The organism is Pseudomonas sp. GW823-FHT01D03 (assembly GCF_058798255.1).
The window spans coordinates 1,137,009-1,154,963 of sequence record NZ_JBXAKK010000001.1 but is presented as its reverse complement, the minus strand read 5'-3'; the positions used below and the strand labels follow the sequence as shown (position 1 = coordinate 1,154,963).

General features: G+C 61.2%; 15 protein-coding genes and 2 pseudogenes. 13 read left to right on the top strand and 4 right to left on the bottom strand.

Annotated elements, in window-relative coordinates; genetic code table 11:
- Nucleotides 1–23 precede the first annotated feature (23 nt).
- The 11 genes and pseudogenes from algG to AC1RBR_RS04975 all read left to right on the top strand — a co-directional run.
- Nucleotides 24–1,595 carry a mannuronan 5-epimerase AlgG gene (algG, locus tag AC1RBR_RS05025; RefSeq protein WP_095139598.1) on the top strand — a complete coding sequence of 524 codons (1,572 nt, stop codon included), beginning with the start codon at nt 24–26 and terminating at the stop codon, nt 1,593–1,595.
- A gap of 10 nt (nt 1,596–1,605) precedes the next feature.
- Nucleotides 1,606–3,066 carry an alginate O-acetyltransferase gene (locus tag AC1RBR_RS05020; protein ID WP_492563264.1) on the top strand — a complete coding sequence of 487 codons (1,461 nt, stop codon included), beginning with the start codon at nt 1,606–1,608 and terminating at the stop codon, nt 3,064–3,066.
- A gap of 8 nt (nt 3,067–3,074) precedes the next feature.
- The gene (locus AC1RBR_RS05015) at nt 3,075–4,199 is read left to right on the top strand and encodes a mannuronate-specific alginate lyase (RefSeq protein ID WP_204894935.1); all 1,125 of its coding nucleotides are present in this window, start codon (nt 3,075–3,077) and stop codon (nt 4,197–4,199) included.
- A 194-nt stretch (nt 4,200–4,393) separates the two neighbouring features.
- Nucleotides 4,394–5,959, top strand: coding sequence for an MBOAT family O-acyltransferase (locus AC1RBR_RS05010; RefSeq protein ID WP_166496238.1), 1,566 nt, complete (start codon nt 4,394–4,396; stop codon nt 5,957–5,959).
- A 10-nt stretch (nt 5,960–5,969) separates the two neighbouring features.
- Entirely contained in the window at nt 5,970–7,142 is a 1,173-nt protein-coding gene (locus tag AC1RBR_RS05005; RefSeq protein WP_492563261.1) for an alginate O-acetyltransferase, read from the top strand.
- 15 nt (nt 7,143–7,157) lie between these two features.
- Nucleotides 7,158–7,814 carry an alginate O-acetyltransferase AlgF gene (locus tag AC1RBR_RS05000; RefSeq protein ID WP_007914291.1) on the top strand — a complete coding sequence of 219 codons (657 nt, stop codon included), beginning with the start codon at nt 7,158–7,160 and terminating at the stop codon, nt 7,812–7,814.
- A gap of 216 nt (nt 7,815–8,030) precedes the next feature.
- A complete protein-coding gene (locus AC1RBR_RS04995; protein WP_095139581.1) occupies nt 8,031–9,482 on the top strand; it encodes a mannose-1-phosphate guanylyltransferase/mannose-6-phosphate isomerase in 1,452 nt (483 codons plus the stop codon).
- 263 nt (nt 9,483–9,745) lie between these two features.
- Nucleotides 9,746–10,210, top strand: coding sequence for a multidrug transporter (locus tag AC1RBR_RS04990; RefSeq protein WP_115986612.1), 465 nt, complete (start codon nt 9,746–9,748; stop codon nt 10,208–10,210).
- Nucleotides 10,211–10,245: 35 nt separating this feature from the next.
- Nucleotides 10,246–11,070, top strand: coding sequence for an SDR family oxidoreductase (locus AC1RBR_RS04985; protein ID WP_492563257.1), 825 nt, complete (start codon nt 10,246–10,248; stop codon nt 11,068–11,070).
- Nucleotides 11,071–11,131: 61 nt separating this feature from the next.
- Nucleotides 11,132–11,320, top strand: a pseudogene (locus AC1RBR_RS04980) (SDR family oxidoreductase); the annotation flags it as partial.
- Between the two features lie 61 nt (nt 11,321–11,381).
- A pseudogene (locus AC1RBR_RS04975) lies at nt 11,382–11,569 on the top strand (SDR family oxidoreductase); the annotation flags it as partial.
- A gap of 100 nt (nt 11,570–11,669) precedes the next feature.
- Here the strand turns inward: AC1RBR_RS04975 and AC1RBR_RS04970 are convergent.
- On the bottom strand, nt 11,670–12,551 hold the full coding sequence (locus AC1RBR_RS04970; protein ID WP_492563255.1) for a LysR family transcriptional regulator: 882 nt from the start codon (nt 12,549–12,551) through the stop codon (nt 11,670–11,672).
- A 109-nt stretch (nt 12,552–12,660) separates the two neighbouring features.
- Between AC1RBR_RS04970 and AC1RBR_RS04965 the strand changes: the two genes are divergently transcribed.
- Nucleotides 12,661–14,031, top strand: coding sequence for an MFS transporter (locus AC1RBR_RS04965; protein ID WP_492563254.1), 1,371 nt, complete (start codon nt 12,661–12,663; stop codon nt 14,029–14,031).
- Entirely contained in the window at nt 14,028–14,426 is a 399-nt protein-coding gene (locus AC1RBR_RS04960; protein ID WP_492563252.1) for a DUF4440 domain-containing protein, read from the top strand. Before AC1RBR_RS04965 ends, AC1RBR_RS04960 begins: the two co-directional genes overlap by 4 nt.
- Before the next feature lie 147 nt (nt 14,427–14,573).
- On the opposite strand, the gene AC1RBR_RS04955 is transcribed toward AC1RBR_RS04960, so the two are convergent.
- Genes AC1RBR_RS04955 through AC1RBR_RS04945 form a run of 3 tightly spaced genes read right to left on the bottom strand, consistent with a single transcriptional unit; the run spans nt 14,574 to nt 17,830 of the window.
- Nucleotides 14,574–15,437: an efflux RND transporter periplasmic adaptor subunit gene (locus AC1RBR_RS04955; RefSeq protein WP_041064862.1), complete on the bottom strand. Its 864-nt coding sequence runs from the start codon at nt 15,435–15,437 to the stop codon at nt 14,574–14,576.
- A 10-nt stretch (nt 15,438–15,447) separates the two neighbouring features.
- Nucleotides 15,448–15,648 (bottom strand): DUF1656 domain-containing protein, encoded by a 201-nt coding sequence (locus AC1RBR_RS04950; RefSeq protein ID WP_003221811.1) that lies wholly within the window; start codon nt 15,646–15,648, stop codon nt 15,448–15,450.
- Nucleotides 15,638–17,830, bottom strand: coding sequence for an FUSC family protein (locus AC1RBR_RS04945; RefSeq protein ID WP_492563251.1), 2,193 nt, complete (start codon nt 17,828–17,830; stop codon nt 15,638–15,640). The genes AC1RBR_RS04950 and AC1RBR_RS04945 overlap by 11 nt, the downstream gene beginning before the upstream one ends.
- Between the last annotated feature and the right edge of the window lie 125 nt (nt 17,831–17,955).

Below are 17,955 nucleotides of genomic sequence, written 5' to 3'. Positions count from 1 at the left end.
AAACCGCCAAGGGAGTGCCCGACATGCACCATGCAAGGAAAGGCTCGCTCAGCCTGTTGGCCGGCGCCATGCTGCTGGCCTCCGCTGGCGCGTTCGCCACGGTGGAACCGGCCAAGCCGGTGACCACCGCCAAAGAGCTGCAACAAGCCAAGACCTACACCGTCAGCAGCGCGCCGACCGAGGCGCTGAACCTGGCCGCGCCGAAACTGCCGGACATTTCCGGCTACACCGCTGAGGCTGCTGCGGCGAAGATCGTCCGTAGCAAAGCAGGCAAAGTCAGCGTGCGCCGGATGATGCAGGAAGACGCCCTGAAGGACTTCATCGGCGGCGACAACAAGATGGCCGAATGGGTGGTGCGTCAGCACGGCATCCCGCAGGCGATCTTCGTCGACGACGGTTACATGAACCTCAAGGATCTGGCGCAAAAGCTGCCCAAGCAATACTTCAGCGAAACCTCGCCGGGCGTGTACCTGGCGAAGTTGCCGATCGTGGTCGGCCGTAAAGGCATCCTCGAAATCGACGGCCAGACCCAAGAGCTGCGCCTGTCGCAAGAGGCCGGTTCGTTCCTGGTCAACGACGGCCAACTGTTCGTGCGTGACACCAAAGTCACCGGCTGGCGCGAGAAGGAAAACGGCCCGGCAACCTTCCGTTCGCCGAAGGAATTCCGTCCGTTCCTGCTGGCCTGGGGCGGCACCGAGACCTACATCGTCAATAGCAAGATGGCCAGCTTCGGCTATGCCAACAGTAAGTCGTACGGGGTGAGTATTTCCCAGTACACGCCGAACATGGCCAAGGTGCTCAAGCGTCCCGAGCCGACCGGCTGGATCGTCGGCTCCGAGTTCTCCGACATGTGGTACGGCTTCTACTGCTACGAGACCCGCGACTTCGTAGTCAAGGGCAACACCTATAAGGACAACATCGTCTACGGCATCGACCCGCACGACCGCTCCCACGGTCTGATCATTGCCGAGAACACTGTGTACGGCACGAAGAAGAAGCACGGGATCATCATTTCCCGTGAGGTCAACGACAGCTTCATCTTCAACAACAAGAGCTACGACAACCACCTCTCGGGCCTGGTGATCGACCGTAACAGCGTCAACAACATCATTGCCTACAACGAGATCTACAAGAACCACACGGACGGCATCACTCTTTACGAGTCCGCCGACAACCTGCTGTGGGGCAACAAAGTCATCAGCAACAAGCGCCACGGCATTCGCATTCGTAACAGCGTGAACATCCGCCTCTACGAAAACGTTGCCATGGCCAACGGTCTGACCGGCGTCTACGGCCACATCAAGGACCTGACCGACACCGACCGTGACATCAAGCTCGACCCGTTCGACGCCCAGGTGTCGCTGATCGTGGTTGGCGGTGAACTGGCGGCCAACGGCAGTGGCCCGCTGTCGATCGATTCGCCGTTGAGCGTCGAGCTGTATCGCGTATCGATGCTGGCGCCGACCAAATCCAGCGGCATCAGCTTCAACGGCATCCTTGGCGAGCGCCAGGATGAAATTCTCGACTTGCTGGTACGCCAGCAGAAAGCCGTGCTGATCGACCCTGTCGAACGCCAGACCGAAATGCAGGACTGAGGATAATTTTATGCACCCACACTTGATCAAATTACTCAGCCTGTCGGCCCTGACCGTGGGCATTCTGGCGGCGAGCAATGGTGCTCGCGCCGATGAAGCGGCGGGCGCCACCCCGCCAAAATTCAGCGCCGAACCGTGCTGCAACCTGTGCCCGGCCGCCCATGACGCGAAGAACTACACCACGCGTTATCAGCAGAACTTCACCACGCTGGTGCAGGCGCAGGGCGACTGGCTGTTCCGTACCCAGGAAGACCTGCGCACCGAGTTCAACACCACCCCGGCCGGCTACAAACGCCTGCAACAGCTGCACGATGCGTTCAAGTCCAAAGGCGTCGAACTGGTGATCGTCTACCAGCCGACCCGTGGCCTGGTGAACCGCAACAAGCTCAACCCGCAGGAAAAAGCCGCGTTCGATTACGAGAAAGCGCTGGGCAACTACAAAACCATGCTCGGCCGTTTCGCGCAGATGGGTTACGTGGTGCCGGACCTGTCGCCGCTGACCAACGAATCGCTGCCGGACACCCTGCCCGCCCACGATTTCTACTTCCGCGGCGACCAGCACTGGACCCCATACGGCGCTCAGCGCACGGCGAAAATCGTCGCCGAGAAGGTCAAGCAGATCCCGGCCTTCGCCGACATTCCCAAGCGTGAATTCGAGACCAAGCGCACCGGGCGCATGGGCAAGACCGGCACCCTGCACAACATGGCCGGGCAACTGTGCGGCACCAGTTACGCGATCCAGTACATGGACCAGTTCACCACCGAGCCGAAAGGCGAGGCCGGTGACGGCGACCTGTTCGGTGATTCCGGCAACCCGCAAATCACCCTCGTGGGCACCTCGCACAGCGGCAAGAACTACAACTTCGCCGGCTTCCTCGAAGAGGCAATCGGCGCCGACATTCTCAACGTCGCCTTCCCCGGTGGTGGTCTGGAAGGTTCGATGCTGCAGTACCTCGGTAGCGACGAATTCCAGAAAACTCCGCCGAAGATTCTGATCTGGGAATTCTCGCCGCTGTACCGCCTCGACCAGGAAACCATCTACCGCCAGATGATGTCGCTGCTCGACAACGGCTGCGAAGGCAAAGACGCGCAAATGTCCGCCAGCACCACGCTCAAGCCTGGCGGCAAACAGGAACTGCTGGTCAACAGCAAGAACCTGAACCTGCAGAACAGCAGCCATCAGGTCGACATCCGCTTCGCCGACCCCTCGGTGAAAACCCTGCAAGCCACCCTCTGGTACATGAACGGTCGCCACGAGGACATCAAGATCGAGAAACCGGAAACCTCCGACACCGACGGTCGTTTCGCCTTTGAGCTGCGCACGGACGAAGACTGGGCCTCGCAAAATCTGCTGGCAGTCGAAGTCCAAGGCCCGGAAGCGGGTACCGCGCCGCAAAAAGTCGAAGCGAAAATCTGCAAACGCAACGTATTCCCGGGCGCTGGGCCACAAACCGCTCAGCTCGGGCAATGAGGTCTGCTATGCGAAATCGAACGATCAAACACTTGCTTGCGCCATCCCTGCTGACCCTGGCGATGTTCGCCGGGGCCACTCAGGCCGCCGCGCCACTGCGTCCGCCACAGGGCTACTTTGCGCCGGTTGATAAATTCAAGAGCGGCGACAACAGCGAAGGCTGCGACGCGATGCCGGCGCCGTACACCGGGCCGCTGCAATTTCGCAGCAAATACGAAGGCTCGGACAAGGCCCGCGCGACCCTGAACGTGCAGTCGGAAAAAGCCTTCCGCGACACCACCAAGGACATCACCACGCTGGAGCGCGGCACCGCCAAACGGGTGATGCAGTTCATGCGCGACGGTCGCCCGGAGCAGCTCGACTGCACGCTGAACTGGCTGACCGCGTGGGCCAAGGCCGATGCATTGATGTCGAAAGACTTCAACCACACCGGCAAATCGATGCGCAAATGGGCGCTGGGCAGCATGGCCTCTTCGTACATTCGCCTGAAGTTCTCCGACTCGCATCCGTTGGCCACGCATCAGCAAGAAGCGCAGCAGATCGAAGCGTGGTTCAGCAAGATGGCCGATCAGGTGGTCAGCGACTGGGATAACCTGCCGCTGGAAAAAACCAACAACCACTCGTACTGGGCCGCGTGGTCGGTGATGGCTACCGCCGTCGCCACCAACCGTCGCGACCTGTTTGATTGGGCGGTGAAGGAATACAAGGTCGGGGTCAATCAGGTCGACGCCGACGGCTTCCTGCCTAACGAGCTCAAGCGCCAGCAACGCGCCCTCGCCTATCACAACTACGCCCTGCCGCCACTGGCGATGATCGCCAGCTTCGCCCAGGTCAACGGTGTCGATCTGCGTCAGGAAAACAACAGCGCGCTCAAGCGTCTGGGTGACCGGGTGCTGGCCGGGGTGAAAGACCCGGATGCGTTCGAGGAAAAGAACGGCAAAAAACAGGACATGACCGACCTGAAAGAAGACATGAAATTCGCCTGGCTCGAACCGTTCTGCACCCTCTACACCTGCCCGGCGGATGTGATCGAGAAAAAGCACGGCATGCAGCCGTTCAAGACCTTCCGCCTCGGCGGCGACCTGACCAAGGTCTACGACCCGTCGCATGAGAAGGGCAACAAGGGTTCGTAAGAGTGAATGCAATCCCCTGTGGGAGCGGGCTTGCTCGCGAATGCGGTCTGACATTCAAAACTGATGTCGACTGACACACCGCCTTCGCGAGCAAGCCCGCTCCCACAGTGAAGTGATGTCGCCCCCTGAATTTTCACGGGGGGTTTGGGGGGGCTTTGGCCCTTGACTGTTGGTTCAAACATGGAGAGATCGGGATGGTATTTTCATCCAACGTGTTCCTGTTTCTGTTCTTGCCGATCTTTCTCGGCTTGTACTACCTGAGCGGGCAACGCTATCGCAACCTGCTGCTGCTGATCGCCAGCTACGTGTTCTACGCGTGGTGGCGGGTGGACTTCCTGGCGCTGTTCGCCGGCGTCACCCTGTGGAACTACTGGATCGGCCTGAAAGTCGGTGCCGCCGGCGTGCGCACCAAACCGGCACAGCGCTGGCTGCTGCTCGGCGTGGCGGTCGACCTGTGCATCCTCGGCTACTTCAAGTACGCCAACTTTGGCGTGGACAGCATCAACGCGATCATGACCTCGTTCGGTCTGGAACCATTCATCCTGACCCACGTGCTGCTGCCGATCGGTATCTCGTTCTACATCTTCGAGTCGATCAGCTACATCATCGACGTGTATCGCGGCGACACCCCGGCCACCCGCAACCTGATCGACTTCGCAGCGTTCGTGGCGATCTTCCCGCACCTGATTGCCGGCCCGGTCCTGCGCTTCCGCGACCTCGCCGACCAGTTCAACAACCGCACGCACACCCTCGACAAGTTCTCCGAAGGTTGCACGCGGTTCATGCAGGGTTTCATCAAGAAGGTCTTCATCGCCGACACCCTCGCGGTAGTGGCCGACCACTGCTTCGCCCTGCAAAACCCGACTACCGGTGATGCCTGGCTTGGCGCGCTGGCGTACACCGCGCAGCTGTATTTCGACTTCTCCGGTTACAGCGACATGGCCATTGGTCTGGGCCTGATGATGGGTTTCCGCTTCATGGAAAACTTCAAGCAGCCGTACATCAGCCAGTCGATCACCGAGTTCTGGCGGCGCTGGCACATCAGCCTGTCGACCTGGCTGCGTGACTACCTGTACATCACCCTCGGCGGTAACCGTAAAGGCACGCTGATGACCTATCGCAACCTGTTCCTGACCATGCTGCTGGGTGGTCTGTGGCACGGCGCGAACATCACTTACATCGTCTGGGGCGCCTGGCACGGCATGTGGCTGGCGATCGAAAAAATGCTCGGCCTCAACACCTCGCCACGCAGCCTCAACCCGATCCGCTGGGCGTTGACCTTCCTGCTGGTGGTGATGGGTTGGGTGATCTTCCGTGCCGAAAACCTGCACGTCGCCGGGCGCATGTACGGCGCGATGTTCAGCTTCAGCGACTGGTCGCTGTCGGAGCTCAACCGCGCCAGCCTCACCGGTCTGCAAGTGGCAACCCTGGTGGTGGCGTACGCAACCCTGGCGTTCTTCGGCCTGCGTGATCTGTACACCAACCAGCCTCCGGTGAAGAGCAAACCTGAAGTCAACGTCGAGGCCAACGGCCCTGCCACCGCGACCCCGGGAATGATCAAAGCCGCGCCTGGCGAAAACCCGGCGAACATCCATGAGCCTGGCTACACCGTCGGCGTCGAAGCCCAGGTGCAACCGGCTTACTGGACGGCGGACTGGTCGCGCTATGTGATGCGCGGGCTGATCCTGCTGCTGTTCATCGCCTCGATTCTCAAACTCTCGGCGCAAAGCTTCTCGCCGTTCCTTTACTTCCAGTTCTGAGGGATCTGACATGACCCGCTCATTACGCATCTTCTACATCGCGCTGTTTCTGGTGACCCTGCTGGTGCTCGGTCTGTGGTCGGTGCGCAGCTTCTTCGGCTTCAGCACCAACGCCGATGCGACGGTGCTTAACGGTCGCTGGACCAAAGCCGTGGAAACCCACTACGACGATCAGTTTCCGATCAAGCGTCTGGGCACCAACCTCTGGGCGGCGCTGGATTTCAAACTGTTCAACGAAGGTCGTCCGGGCGTCGTGCTCGGTCGCGATCAGTGGCTGTACAGCGACGAGGAATTCAACCCGATCGTCAACGAAGAGCTGAACCTGCAAGGCAACTACGCGCTGGTCGAAGGCGTGCGTCAGACTCTGAAAGAGAAAGGCGTGAAACTGGTGATGGCGATCGTGCCAGCCAAGGCTCGTCTGTACCCGGAGCATCTGGGTGAAGTGAAACCGGCGAGCATTCACGCCAACCTTTATCAGGACTTCCACGCCCGTGTCGCGGCAGACAAGATCCTCGCCCCTGACCTGCTCGGCCCGCTGCAACAGGCCAAGCAGAACGGTCAGCAAGTGTTCCTGCGCACCGACACCCACTGGACGCCTGAAGGCGCCGAGATCGCGGCCAACACCCTGGCGAAAACCATCGCCGACAAGTTCCCGCTCAGCGGCGAGCCGCAGCGCTTTGTCACCACGCCAGCGGAGAGGGTCACGCACAAGGGCGACCTGCGTCTGTTCCTGCCGCTGGATCCGCTGTTCGAAAACCTGATGCCGGCACAAGAGCCGCTGCAAAAGCGCAACACCGTGGCGGCCGAGCAACCTGCCGGTGACGATGCGCTGTTCGCCAGCAGCGAGGTACCGGTCGCGCTGATCGGCACCAGCTACAGCGCCAACCCCAACTGGAACTTCGTCGGTGCGCTGAAACAAGCGCTGCACAGCGACGTGGTCAATTACGCCGAGGACGGCCACGGCCCGATCCTGCCGATGCTCAGCTACCTGAAAAGCGATGACTTCAAGAACAGCCCGCCACAGGTGCTGATCTGGGAGTTTCCTGAACGATATCTGCCTGTGAACAACGAAATCGGCGACGCCGACCCGCAGTGGGTCGCAGAGCTCAAACAAGCCGGTGCTCGCCAACAAAACGTAGCCATCAACACTAAATCCGAGACGCCCGATCGGGCGCAAAACTGAAAGAGAGGTAACACCATGACTTTCACTACTACTCCTCGTCGTCTCGCTAAAAGCTTCGCCCTGGTTGCTGGCCTCAGCGTGCTGTCCGTCCCTGCCTTTGCCGGCGGTGACGCTGCCCTGTACGGCCCGACCGCACCGAAAGGCTCGACCTTCGTGCGGGTCTACAACGCCAGCAACGCCGAAGTCAGCGCCACCGTCGGCAGCACCAACCTGAGCGACGTTGCGCCACTGGCCAGCAGCGACTTCAGCTTCATGCCAGGCGGCGACTACAGCGCCAAAGTCGGCAGCCAGACCCTGCCGGTCAAACTTGCCGGTGACCACTACTACACCCTGGTGAACAACGCGTCCGGCGCGCCGCAACTGATCGAAGAGCCGCCGTTCAAGAACAAGCAGAAATCCCTGGTGCGCGTGCAGAACCTCAGCGACAAGCCGCTGACCCTGAAGACCGCCGACGGCAAGACCGACGTGGTGCCGAACGTGGCCGCCAAGGGCCGTGGCGAACGTGAAATCAACCCGGTGAAAGTCAGCCTGGCGCTGTACGAAGGTGACAAGAAAGTCGGCGACGTGAAACCGGTCGCCCTGGAGCGTGGTGAAGCCGCAGTGCTGTACGTCACCGGTTCCGGCAGCAGCCTATCGCCAGTCTGGGTGAAACGCCCGGTGTCGACTCGCTAACAAATTTTCCGAACTGACGCAGTTCCCATTGTAGGAGTGAGCCTGCTCGCGATATCGGTTTCACATTCAAAGAATGTGTTGATTGATCCACCGCAATCGCGAGCAGGCTCACTCCTACAAGGGATCGGGTTGTCAGTTCGGATACGAGACAAAAACAAGAGTGAAACGACACAACGTTCGTGCCTCTAACCAATCGATTTTTATGGAGTAAACAGCATGATTCCGGTGATCTTGTCAGGTGGTAGCGGTTCACGTCTTTGGCCGCTTTCGCGTAAGCAATTCCCTAAACAATTCCTGGCCCTGACCGGTGAACACACGCTGTTCCAGCAAACCCTGGAACGCCTGGTGTTCGAAGGCATGGACACGCCGATCGTGGTCTGCAACAAGGATCACCGCTTCATCGTCAACGAGCAGTTGGCCAACCGTAACCTCGAATGCCAGCGCATCCTGATGGAACCGTTCGGCCGCAACACCGCGCCAGCCGTAGCGCTGACCGCGATGATGCTGGTCAACGAAGGGCGTGACGAACTGATGCTGGTGCTGCCGGCCGACCACGTGCTGGAAGACCAGAAAGCCCTGCAACGCGCCCTCGCCCTGGCCACCGTCGCCGCCGAGAACGGCGAGATGGTGCTGTTCGGCGTGCCGGCGACCAAACCGGAAACCGGCTACGGCTACATTAAATCCACCGCTGATTCGCTGCTGCCGGAAGGCGTCAGCCGCGTCTCGCACTTCGTCGAAAAACCCGACGTCAAACGTGCCACCGAGTACGTTGAATCCGGCGGCTACTACTGGAACAGCGGCATGTTCCTGTTCCGCGCCAGCCGCTTCCTCGAAGAGCTGAAAAAGCACGATCCGGACATCTACGACACCTGCCTGCTGACCCTCGAGCGCAGCCAGCAGGATGCCGACACCGTCACACTGGACGAAGCTACCTTCGCCTGCTGCCCGGACAACTCCATCGACTACTCCGTCATGGAAAAAACCCAACGCGCCTGTGTGGTGCCGCTGACCGCTGGCTGGAGCGATGTCGGTTGCTGGTCGTCGCTGTGGGAAGTCAACGAGAAAGACGCCAACGGCAACGTCAGCAAAGGCGACGTGGTCATCCAGGACAGCAAGAACTGCATGATCCACGGCAACGGCAAACTGGTGTCGGTGATCGGTCTGGAAAACATCGTCGTGGTCGAAACCAAAGACGCGATGATGATCGCGCACAAGGACAAGGTTCAGGGCGTCAAGCAGATGGTCAACACGCTCAACGAGCAGGGTCGCAGCGAAACCCAGAACCACTGCGAGGTTTACCGTCCGTGGGGTTCCTACGACTCGGTGGACATGGGCGGCCGCTTCCAGGTCAAGCACATCTCGGTGAAGCCGGGCGCGTGCCTGTCGCTGCAGATGCACCACCACCGCGCCGAACACTGGATCGTGGTCAGCGGCACCGCCGAAGTCACCTGCGATGACAACGTGTTCCTGCTCTGCGAGAACCAGTCGACCTACATCCCGATCGCCTCGGTGCATCGTCTGCGCAACCCGGGCAAGATCCCGCTGGAAATCATCGAAGTGCAATCGGGTAGCTACCTGGGTGAAGACGATATCGAACGCTTCGAAGACATCTACGGCCGCTCCACCCCGATCGAACGCGGCGTGTCGGTGAAAACCATCGCGCAGTGATTACCCGGCAATGAGAAGCCCCCGTCCAGCCCGCTGCGTCCCCTATCCGCAGTGGGTTGGGCGGGGGCTTTTTTATCCGCGATCTGCAGTGTCGGTACTGGCCTCTTCGCGAGCAGGCTCGCTCCCACACTTGAAATGCATCCCCCTGTGGGAGCGGGCTTGCTCGCGAAGGCGTCTTCACATTCACCATAGACATCCTGCCCATCGCCAACCTCACCTACGCTTAGGTAGGATGACCCTCTCTCTCCTCGAGGTCGTGCGACATGTTCATCGGCATCCTGCTGATCATCACCTGGCTGATCCTGCTGCTGCGCTATCCCGCCAAGGCTGTGCCGGTCTCTGTGGCCGCGGCTATTGGTCTGGGCCTGGTAGCCATGTGGGTGGTGTGGCTGGACAACCGCGAGATCAAGCAACTGGCGCGCCTTGAAATGCGCATCAGCTATGCACCGGAACAATGCCCGGCGGATCGCCCGCTGCAACTGAAAATGAAAAACGGCAACGATGTGCCGTTGACCGAACTGCGCTGGCGCATCGCAGCTTACGCGCCGGGCGACACGGTCAATCTGGCCGACAACCAGTACGCCGCCCCGCGCTATCGCGGCCCCGGCGAACTGCAGGCCGGTGGCGACTGGGAAGACTGCCTGCCGATGCCGCCGCTGCGTCCCGGTTATCGCCCACAAACCCTGGAGTTTCGTGCCGAGCACTTGCAGGGCAGTTTCTCCGACTGATCCCCTCCCCTACTTTTTTCCCCAAGGAATGCGCCATGCCCGTTGCGTTGATTACCGGTTGCTCCAGCGGCATTGGCCGCGCCCTCGCCGATGCGTTCAAAGCCGCCGGTTACGAGGTCTGGGCCAGTGCGCGCAAGGCTGAAGACGTCGCGGCCCTCGCCACTGCCGGGTTCAGCGCTATCGCACTGGACGTCAATGACAGCGTGGCGCTGGAACAACTCGCTGAGCGCATCAACCAGCAACACGGCGGCCTCGAAGTGCTGATCAACAACGCCGGTTATGGCGCGATGGGGCCGCTGCTCGACGGCGGCGTGCCGGCCATGCAGCGTCAGTTCGAAACCAATGTGTTCTCGATTGTCGGCGTTACCCGCGCCCTGTTTCCGGTACTGCGCCGTACCCAGGGGCTGGTGGTGAACATCGGCAGTGTCTCAGGGGTTCTGGTCACGCCGTTCGCTGGCGCCTACTGCGCCTCGAAAGCCGCGGTGCATGCCCTGAGCGATGCGCTGCGCATGGAGCTGGCGCCGTTCGGCATCCGCGTGATGGAAGTGCAACCGGGGGCGATCCAGTCGAGCTTTGCCAAGAATGCCGGGCACGAAGCCGAGCAACTGATCAACGAGCAATCACCGTGGTTTCCGTTGCGTGAGGGGATTCGTGCGCGGGCCAAGGCATCGCAGGACAAACCGACGCCGGCCAGTGAGTTTGCCGCTGAGTTGCTCAAGGCTGTGCAGCAAGGCACGCCGCCAAGATTGATCCGCATTGGTAATGGCAGCCGCGCGTTGCCGTTGCTGGCGACGTTGTTGCCCAAGGGGTTGCTGGAGTCGACATTGATGAAGCGGTTCGGATTGCGAGGGAAGCTCTGAGACCGGGTTGACGCTTTCGCGAGCAAGCCCGCTCCCACAGGAGAATGCATTCCAAATGTGGGAGGACAAACCGACGCCGGCCAGTGAGTTTGCCGCTGAGTTGCTCAAGGCTGTGCAGCAAGGCACGCCGCCAAGATTGATCCGCATTGGTAATGGCAGCCGCGCGTTACCATTGCTGGCGACGTTGTTGCCCAAGGGGTTGCTGGAGTCGACATTGATGAAGCGGTTCGGCTTGCGTGGGAAGCTCTGAGACCGGGTTGACGCTTTCGCGAGCAAGCCCGCTCCCACAGGAGAATGCATTCCAAATGTGGGAGGACAAACCGACGCCGCCAGTGAGTTTGCCGCTGAGTTGCTCAAGGCTGTGCAGCAGGGCACGCCGCCAAGATTGATCCGCATTGGTAATGGCAGCCGCGCGTTGCCGTTGCTGGCGACGTTGTTGCCCAAAGGGTTGCTGGAGTCGACGTTGATGAAGCGGTTCGGCTTGCGTGGGAAGCTCTGAGACCGGGTTGACACTTTCGCGAGCAAGCCCGCTCCCACAGGAGAGTGCATTCCAAATGTGGGAGCGGGCTTGCTCGCGAAGGGGCCAGATCAGCCAACACTCAGCCCCAGCCCTTCATGAAATCAATAAACGCCCGTACCTTCAGCGGCAGATGCCGGGTATCCGGATACAGCGCGTAGACACCCTGCGGGGCAAAGCGGTAATCGGCCAGCAACCGCACCAATCGCCCGGCCTGCAGATCCTCCTGAATCAACCACTGCGGCAAAATCGCCACGCCTTGCCCGGTCAGCGCAAATGCTCTGAGCGTCGCCGAGTTGTCGGCGACGATGGCGGTGGTCCCCGGTTTTGGCTGGTAGACATGCTCACTGCCGGCCGGAGCGGTCACGGTCAATTCCGGGACTCGGCCATGGCCCAGCGTCGGCATCGACTCCAGCGTTGCCAGCGTGGCAACCGGTGCAAAGCGCTCGACCAGCTGCGGCGCCGCTACCGCAAACACTTCGAACGTCGACAACCGCACCGCGCGCAAATTGGAGTCGTGCATGCGCCCCAGACGAATCGCCATATCGAAGCGTTCGGAGATCAGATCGGCGTGAGTCGAGGACGTCGACAAGTGAATGTTCAGTTGCGGCTGTTGCTGGCGAAACACCTCCAGCGCCGGCACCACCTGGGCCAGGGCAAATTCCACGGTGGTGGTGATGCGCAACGTGCCCTTGAGTTGCGAATGCTCGGAGCGCGCCTCCTCGATCGCCAGTCGCGCTTCGTCGAGGGTGCGCAGGCAGCGCCGATAGAAGCGCTCGCCGGCATCGGTCAGGGCCAGTTGCCGAGTGTTACGCGTGAGCAAGGTGACGCCCAGTTCTTCTTCCAGGCGCTTGAGATTGAAGCTCACCACCGCACGGGTCTGGCCCAAGGTATCGGCAGCCGCCGTCAACGACCCGGCCTCGACCACAGCTTTGAAGGTGTCAAAACGGTCCAGGCTGACCATATCCAGCGCACTCCATGTCAAAATTATTTTGACAAACTAGCAGGCAAACCAGCGTTTTCCTAACGCCTGAAGCGCACTACCCTGCGCGTCTCATCACAGGGAAGCTGCCATGGCCTATCGCTCGAAAGTCGCGCTGGTGTATCTGTTCGGGTTCGCCCTCGACCTGCTGAACATGTTCGCCGCGAGCATTGCCTACCCGGACATCGCCCGGGAATTACAGGCCTCGGTGACGCAACTGGCGTGGATCACCAACGCCTACATGCTCGGCCTGACGCTGATCATTCCGCTGAGTGTGTGGCTGGCGGCACGCCTGGGCGAGCGGCGGCTGATTCTTGGCTCGTTGTTGCTGTTCGGTGTCGCTTCCGGTCTGGTGGCCCAGGCCGGGTCGATTGAAAGCCTGATTGGCTGGCGCCTGCTGCAAGGGCTCGGCGGTGGGTTGTTGCTGCCGATCGGTCAGGCCCTGGCTTATCGGCAATATCCAGCGACGCAACGCGCGCACCTGACCGGCGTGGTGCTGATGGTCGCGCTGATGGTGCCAGCCCTGTCGCCGGCGGCGGGCGGCCTGATCGTCGAGGCGTTGTCCTGGCGCTGGATTTTCTACCTGAACATGCCGCTGGCGCTGCTCGCGTTCGGCCTGGGTATGCTGTGGTTGCAAGCGGATCAACCCGGCACGGAACGCCCGACACTGGATCTGCGTGGCCTGCTGCTGGCGGTGTCAGCCCTGAGCCAGTTGCTGATTGCCGTGAGTCTGGCGAGCGCCGCCGCTACCCGTCACCTCGCCGGCGGGGTTTTGCTGCTCGGCGTCCTGACCTTATGGCTGTACCTGCGCGATGGCTGGCACAAACCCGACGCGGTGCTCGACCTGCAACTGCTCAAGAGTCCGTCACTGCGCCTGGCGATGCTGATCTACCTGTTCGTGCCCGGGGTGTTTACCGGCACCAACATGATTGCCGTGTTGTACCTGCACGACCTCGGTTTCGGTGCAGCGCAGACCGGTGCGCTGATGCTGTCCTGGGCGGCCGCATCGGGGGTGGCGATCATGCTCGGCAAACGCAGTTTCAACCGCATCGGCCCCAAACCGTTGCTGATCGCCGGGATGCTTTTGCAGTGCCTGGGGATTGTCCTGCTTATGCGCATCGAACAGCCCGCCGCCACGCCGCTGATCATTGCCTATGCCATGATGGGACTGGGCGGCAGCCTGTGCAGCGTCACCGCGCAGAGCCTGGCGTTTGTCGGCATCGCGTCGGAAAAAATGGGCCACTCCAGTGCCTTGTGGAACATCAATCGCCAGCTCGGTTTCTGCCTCGGCGCGGCGCTGCTCAGTTCGCTGTTGGGCGCACTGGGCGGCAACGGATTCAAATACTGCTTTGTCGCGGCGGCCCTGCTCACATTGCTGCCAATGGTCGCCGTGCTGCGTTTCGACGCCTCCAAAGTGCTCGCCCTGCTGAGCCCACCTCCCCTTCAGGAAAAATCCACATGATTGACTACAACGAATATTTTGATGAAGTGATCCAGGCCCATCTGGTGATCGAACGCTGGTTTGCCGTGGAGCAGGATTCAGTCGAACTGGAGCCTTTGCTGAGCCGGTTCTCGGCGGATTTTTCCATGGTCACGCCGCTGGGCCGGGCGCTGGATATCGAAGCCTTGCGCGCGCTGTTTCAAGCGGCAGCCGGGAAGAAGCCCGGGTTCAGGATCGAACTCAGTGAGCTACGCGGGATTGCCCTGCATGCGCATGGCGCGACGCTGAGCTATCGCGAGCAGCAGAGCGATGCGAGCGGGTTGCACACTGATCGCCGCTCGACGGTGGTGTTTGAAAAGAGCGAGGCCGGGCGGGTGCTGTGGCGGCATTTGCAGGAGACGTTTTTCCAAGGCTGATGGAATCCCATTGTGGCGAGGGAGCTTGCTCCCGCTCGGCTGCGTAGCAGTCGCCAAACCTGTCTACGCGGTGCGCCTGGCCTCACTGGCGAGCAGGTTTTGGGGCTACTGCGCAGCCCAGCGGGAGCAAGCTCCCTCGCCACAGGGTTACTCGACAGCGTCTTGCTTCACCACCACCGTGCAAGTAATCCCCGCCGCCAACAACACGCCCTCCGGCACTTCATCGATGTGAATGCGCACCGGCACCCGCTGCGCCAGACGCACCCAGTTGAACGTCGGGTTCACGTCGGCGATCAACTCGCGGCTTTCCGGGTTGTCGCGGTCGTAAATGCCGCGAGAAATGCTCTCCACGTGGCCCTTCAGCACTTCGCCGCTCATCAACTGCATGTCGGCCTTATCGCCTACGCGCACGTGCGGCAGTTTGGTCTCTTCGAAGAAGCCGTAGACCCAGAACGAGTTCATGTCGACCACGGCCATTTTCGCTTCGCCGATGCGTGCATAGTCACCGCGATGCACGTTGAGGTTGGTCACATAGCCGTCCACCGCTGCGCGCACTTCAGTGCGTTTGAGGTTGAGTTCGGCGGCTTCCAGCTGCGCTTGTGCGTGTTGATAATCGGCCAGCGCGGCGTCGGCGATGTTGCTGGCGTCGTCGCGGTTTTCCTTGGAGATCACCAGATTGTCGAGATCGGCGCGACGATGCGCGTTGACCTTGCGCATTTCCCATGTCGACTTGCGCGAAGCGACCAGCGACTGCGCCTGTTTGACCGCGATGCGGTAGTGCTCGGGGTCGATCTGCATCAGCAAATCGCCCTTCTTCACCAACTGGTTGTCGCGCACCGGTACGTCGATCACTTCCCCGGTGACGTCGGCCGCGACGTTGATGATGTCCGCCCGCACTCGACCGTCGCGGGTCCACGGGGTGTTCATGTAGTGCTCCCACAGGGTCCGGCCGATCCACAGTGCCAGGGCCAGCACCAGCAGGGTCGCGAGCAGGCTGAAAAACTTTTTCATCAGAACGTTCTCAACGGTAGACAGTCAGCGCCATGGCGCCGAACAGACAGGTAAACAGACTCAGACGCAGCAGCGCCGGGTGCCAGAAAAAGCGGTACAGGTCGAACCCCGAGAGGAACCGGTCCAGTGCCCAGGCCAGCGCCGCAGCGACAAAAAACATCAGGGTCATGGTCGGCATGTACACGCCGTGGAAGGCGATTTCACGAGGCATGGGCAAGTCCTTCGGGCTTGGCAACGGCATAGGCAGCGAGTGGTGATTGCGGGTCGAGCAACGAGGTGCGGATGAAGTGCAGATAGCTCTTCACCCGGCGTAACGCGGACGTGTCGAAGTGCGGCGCGAATGGCTCGTCAGTCGCGGCGACCCGGCTGATGGCGTGATCGACCGCCACCAGTGCGCGCTCAAGATTGCTCGGGTTCGGTTGCAGAAACAGCCGCACCAGCGCCCGCCCCATCACGCGAATTGCCTGACGCCATGGCTGCGACTCGGCATACGCCGGATGCACCGGGAGGATCGCCTGTTCCTTGCGCAACTCGATGATCGCGTGGCCGACTTCGAGCACCACGAACATCCAGCGCAGCAGGTTCTTCTGCACCGTCGGCTGCCCAGCAGCGAGGCCGTATGCCTGATGCAGCAGGTCGCGGGTACGGCTTTCGAAACTCGACGCCAAACCCTTGAGCTTGCCGCTGATCGCATAGACCACTTGCTCGCGCAGATCCTGCTCCAGGCGCTTCCACAACCAGCGGCTGTTCGGCGGCAGAATGATCGCGCCGGCAGCGGCGCAGACCAGCATGCCCATGACCATGGCGATGTAGTCGTTGATGAAGCTGTAGGGGTTGTAAATGGTCAGGTTGTCCGGCACCGAACCGGTGCTGAAGAAGATCAACAAACCCAGGCCGACCCCGGCATATTTCGGCCGCGAAGCGAGGAACGAGCCGAGCACGATGACTGGCGCGAGCATCACGCACAGCAAGGGAAAACCGTCGATCCATGGGAAGATGAAAAACATCTCGACGAAGCCGATCAGCGCCCCGAGAAAAGTCCCGCAGGCCATTTGAAAAGCCATGCGTTTGGGGTTGGGCGTGGCGGCAGACAGTCCCACGGTGGCGGCGGCAATCAGGGTCATGGTCGCGCCGCTCGGCCACGCCGTGGCGACCCAGTAACTACCGAGCACAATCAGGATGAACGAGGCGCGAATCCCCGAAGCCGCAGCGGCCCACCAGTTGGTTTGCGGGGTGAACGGCTCGTCCCAGCGCTCACGCTCGTGACTGTGATCAGCCAGCGAGGCGTGGGTCTGTGCATAACTGTGCAGGTCGTCGACGAAGCGATAGAGCAGCTCGTATGCGGTGTGAAAATCCAGTTGTTCGGCTTCACTCGGACCGGTTTCCTGAAAGGCTGCACGCAGGCTGCGCACCCGCGCCGGCAGGCCCTCCTTGTAGCTTGCAAGTGCCGTGACCAGACGTGCGGCGTCCGGACTGTTCAAGGCACGACCACTGAAGCCGTCGAGCACTTCGGCCAGATCCTGCAGGCCCGGTCTGATCGCGGCCACCACGTGTTCTTCGTCATTCACGCGCAAGCGTTCCAGCAACTGATGCAAGGCGTTGAAGCGCGTGGTGATGCCCATGAACTCGCTGTTCAGGCGACTGAGGCGACCGTTGCGCCGGCGCATGTGCGGGTCTTCGAACACGGTGACGCTGCGCAACCCTTCCAGCCCCACGGCTTCGGCGATGAAACGCACGTTGTTGGTCTCGAAGGCGTCGGCTTTGCTGCGCCCGCGCAGGCCATCGGTGACGAACAACGCGAACACGCCGAAGCGCTGATACAGCGCGTTGCGCATCGCCGCACTGGCGGTTTGCGGCAGGATTGCGGCGCTGACCACCGTCGAACAGAGAATCCCCAGCGAGATTTCCAGCACCCGCCAGACGGCGGCCATGAACGCACCGTCCGGATGCGCCAGCGCCGGCAGCCCGACCATCGCGGCGGTGTAGCCGGCGAGGACAAAACCGTAGGCGCGGAAGTTACGGCAACGCGCCGCTCCAGCCGAGCAGATGCCGACCCAGATCGCCAGCGAACCGAGGAACAACTCGGTGTTCTGCGCGAACAGCGCGATCAGCGTGACCATCATCGCCGACCCGGCCAGGGTGCCAAGGAAGCGATAGAAACTCTTGGCGAACACCTGACCGCTCTGCGGCTGCATGACGATGAATACGGTGATCATCGCCGTGCGCGGCTGCGGCAGTTCCAGGCGCATCGCCAGCCACAGCGTGAGGAACGCAGCGAGCAAAACCTTGAAGATATACACCCAGGTCACGCCATCACTGCGCGCCCAGTCGAAAAATCCGCGGCGCCATTCCAGGGAGTAGAGCCAGCGTAGAGGTGCGGGCAAGGGAGTCATTTGGTCTTGCTCAATAAATGAAGAGAAAGTCTGTGGATCACGCAATTCCTGTGGCGAGGGAGCTTGCTCCCGCTTGAGTGCGCAGCGCTCACAAGATTTTTGGGGCTGCTGCGCAGCCCAGCGGG

Excerpts from the sequence above, each read along its gene's own strand:
- AC1RBR_RS04990 (WP_115986612.1), top strand. The coding sequence starts at position 9,746 with ATGTTCATCGGCATCCTGCTGATCATCACCTGGCTGATCCTGCTGCTG.
- AC1RBR_RS04955 (WP_041064862.1), bottom strand. The coding sequence starts at position 15,437 with ATGAAAAAGTTTTTCAGCCTGCTCGCGACCCTGCTGGTGCTGGCCCTG.
- AC1RBR_RS04960 (WP_492563252.1), top strand. The coding sequence starts at position 14,028 with ATGATTGACTACAACGAATATTTTGATGAAGTGATCCAGGCCCATCTG.
- AC1RBR_RS04970 (WP_492563255.1), bottom strand. The coding sequence starts at position 12,551 with ATGGTCAGCCTGGACCGTTTTGACACCTTCAAAGCTGTGGTCGAGGCC.
- AC1RBR_RS04995 (WP_095139581.1), top strand. The coding sequence starts at position 8,031 with ATGATTCCGGTGATCTTGTCAGGTGGTAGCGGTTCACGTCTTTGGCCG.
- AC1RBR_RS04950 (WP_003221811.1), bottom strand. The coding sequence starts at position 15,648 with ATGCCTCGTGAAATCGCCTTCCACGGCGTGTACATGCCGACCATGACC.
- AC1RBR_RS04945 (WP_492563251.1), bottom strand. The coding sequence starts at position 17,830 with ATGACTCCCTTGCCCGCACCTCTACGCTGGCTCTACTCCCTGGAATGG.
- AC1RBR_RS05020 (WP_492563264.1), top strand. The coding sequence starts at position 1,606 with ATGCACCCACACTTGATCAAATTACTCAGCCTGTCGGCCCTGACCGTG.
- AC1RBR_RS04985 (WP_492563257.1), top strand. The coding sequence starts at position 10,246 with ATGCCCGTTGCGTTGATTACCGGTTGCTCCAGCGGCATTGGCCGCGCC.
- AC1RBR_RS04965 (WP_492563254.1), top strand. The coding sequence starts at position 12,661 with ATGGCCTATCGCTCGAAAGTCGCGCTGGTGTATCTGTTCGGGTTCGCC.
- algG (WP_095139598.1), top strand. The coding sequence starts at position 24 with ATGCACCATGCAAGGAAAGGCTCGCTCAGCCTGTTGGCCGGCGCCATG.
- AC1RBR_RS05005 (WP_492563261.1), top strand. The coding sequence starts at position 5,970 with ATGACCCGCTCATTACGCATCTTCTACATCGCGCTGTTTCTGGTGACC.
- AC1RBR_RS05000 (WP_007914291.1), top strand. The coding sequence starts at position 7,158 with ATGACTTTCACTACTACTCCTCGTCGTCTCGCTAAAAGCTTCGCCCTG.
- AC1RBR_RS05015 (WP_204894935.1), top strand. The coding sequence starts at position 3,075 with ATGCGAAATCGAACGATCAAACACTTGCTTGCGCCATCCCTGCTGACC.
- AC1RBR_RS05010 (WP_166496238.1), top strand. The coding sequence starts at position 4,394 with ATGGTATTTTCATCCAACGTGTTCCTGTTTCTGTTCTTGCCGATCTTT.